This window comes from Monashia sp. HAY1-5C, assembly GCF_056755255.1.
Map to the genome: position 1 here is coordinate 1 of NZ_JBPGXG010000254.1, position 1,995 is coordinate 1,995.

Sequence of the window (1,995 nt, forward strand, 5' to 3'; positions counted from 1 at the left end):
GGGCGGCACCGTCGAGGTCTCGCTCAAGCTGAGCGCCCTCGGTCAGGCGCTGCCCGGCGACGGCGACACGATCGCGCTCGACCACGCCCGCGACATCTGCGCCGCGGCCGAGCAGGCCGGTACGACGGTGACCCTCGACATGGAGGACCACACGACCACCGACCGCACCCTCGAGTCCCTGCGCGAGCTGCGGGCGGACTTCCCGAGCGTCGGGGCGGTCCTGCAGGCCTACCTCTACCGGACCGAGGCCGACTGCCGCGACCTCGCCCACGCCGGCTCCCGCGTCCGCCTGTGCAAGGGCGCCTACAAAGAGCCCGAGTCGGTGGCCTTCCAGTCGAGCGCCGACGTCGACAAGTCCTACGTCCGCTGCCTCAAGGTGCTTATGAGGGGCGAGGGCTACCCGATGGTCGCCTCGCACGACCCACGGCTCATCGAGATCGCCGGGGCGCTCGCCGGCCAGGCCGGACGCGACCCGCGCTCGTTCGAGTACCAGATGCTCTACGGCATCCGCCCCGACGAGCAGCGCCGCATCGCCGACCGGGGCGACCAGATGCGGGTCTACATCCCGTACGGACAGGAGTGGTACGGCTACCTCATGCGGCGCATGGCCGAGCGCCCGGCCAACGTCATGTTCTTCCTGCGCGGCATCGCCACCAAGGGCTGACGTCCCCCACCCACCCGCACTCGGCTCAGGAGGCCACGATGACGACCACCGCGATCTTGGGAGCCGGGGTCATGGGCGAGACGCTCGTGTCCGGGCTCATCCGGTCCGGCCGCGCGCCCGCCGACCTCGTCGTGACCGGGCGAACGCCCGAGAAGGTCGACGCGCTCGCCCGCCGGTACGGCGTCCGCGTCCTGTCCAACCCCGAGGCGGCCGACGCCGCCGACACACTCGTGCTGTGCGTCAAGCCCCAGGACATGACGGCACTGCTCGACGAGATCCACGACCACGTGGCGCCGGGCAACGTCGTCGTGTCCCTGGCGGCGGGCATCACGACCGAGTACCTCGAGTCGCGCCTGCCCGAGGGGACCTCGGTCGTCCGCGTCATGCCCAACACGCCGGCGCTCGTCGACGAGGGGATGGCCGGCATCGCGCCCGGCCGGCACTGCACCGACGACCACCTGGCCGAGGCCGAGGCGCTGCTGTCCTCGTGCGGCAAGGTCGTGCGCCTGCCCGAGAAGCACCTCGACGCGGTCACGGCGATCTCCGGGTCGGGGCCCGCGTACATCTTCTACGTCGTCGAGGCCATGATCGAGGCGGGCGTCGTGCTCGGCCTGCCCCGGGCCACGTCCACCGACCTCGTCGTCCAGACGCTCTACGGGGCCGCGACGATGCTCAAGGAGACGCGCGAGCACCCGACGGTGCTCCGCGAGCAGGTCAGCTCGCCCGGGGGCACCACGGTCGCGGCGCTGCGCCAGCTGGACGACCACAAGGTGCGCGCCGCGTTCGTCACCGCGATGGAGGCGGCGGCGGCGCGTAGCAGGGAGCTGGCCTCGGGGCAGTCCTGAGGGCACGCTGGGCCGATGGAGATCTCGGGCACAACCGACAGCAGCGGCAGCACCGGCGGCACGAAAGGCCGAGGCAGCACCGGCGGCACCGACAGCGTGGACAGCGGCGGCAGCACCAGGGATGCCGGCGCCCGGGCTGCAGCGGGCTCGGACGAGCACCGGCCGGCGATGCACCTGCACCGGGTCGGCCCCGACGACTGGCAGAGCCACCGCGACATCCGCCTCGAGATGCTCACCGCCGCCCCGGACGCCTTCTGGTTCACCCACGCCGACGAGGCGGTCTACGACGAGGCCGACTGGCGCGAGCGCATCGAGGGCGCCTGGCTGGTCCAGGCGAGTGACGCGTCCGGTGTGCTCGGCAGCGCCGGCCTGGGGTCGCACTGGGAGCCCGAGCGGGCCACCGTGGCAACGCTTTTCGGTCTCTACGTGGCTCCACGCGCCCGCGGCAGGGGCGTCGGGGAGGCGCTCGTCCGCGCGGTGCTGGAC

Annotated in this window: 3 protein-coding genes; all 3 read left to right on the top strand. The window is 72.8% G+C overall.

Annotated elements, in window-relative coordinates; all coding sequences use genetic code 11:
- The coding region (locus tag ACR9ZK_RS21435; protein WP_481343988.1) for a proline dehydrogenase family protein at nucleotides 1–664 on the top strand (664 nt) is incomplete at its 5' end.
- Nucleotides 665–702: 38 nt separating this feature from the next.
- The gene (gene proC / locus ACR9ZK_RS21440) at nucleotides 703–1,509 is read left to right on the top strand and encodes a pyrroline-5-carboxylate reductase (protein WP_481343989.1); all 807 of its coding nucleotides are present in this window, start codon (nucleotides 703–705) and stop codon (nucleotides 1,507–1,509) included.
- A gap of 15 nt (nucleotides 1,510–1,524) precedes the next feature.
- Nucleotides 1,525–1,995, top strand: a 471-nt coding sequence (locus ACR9ZK_RS21445; protein WP_481343990.1) for an N-acetyltransferase family protein, incomplete at its 3' end; no start/stop codon positions are given.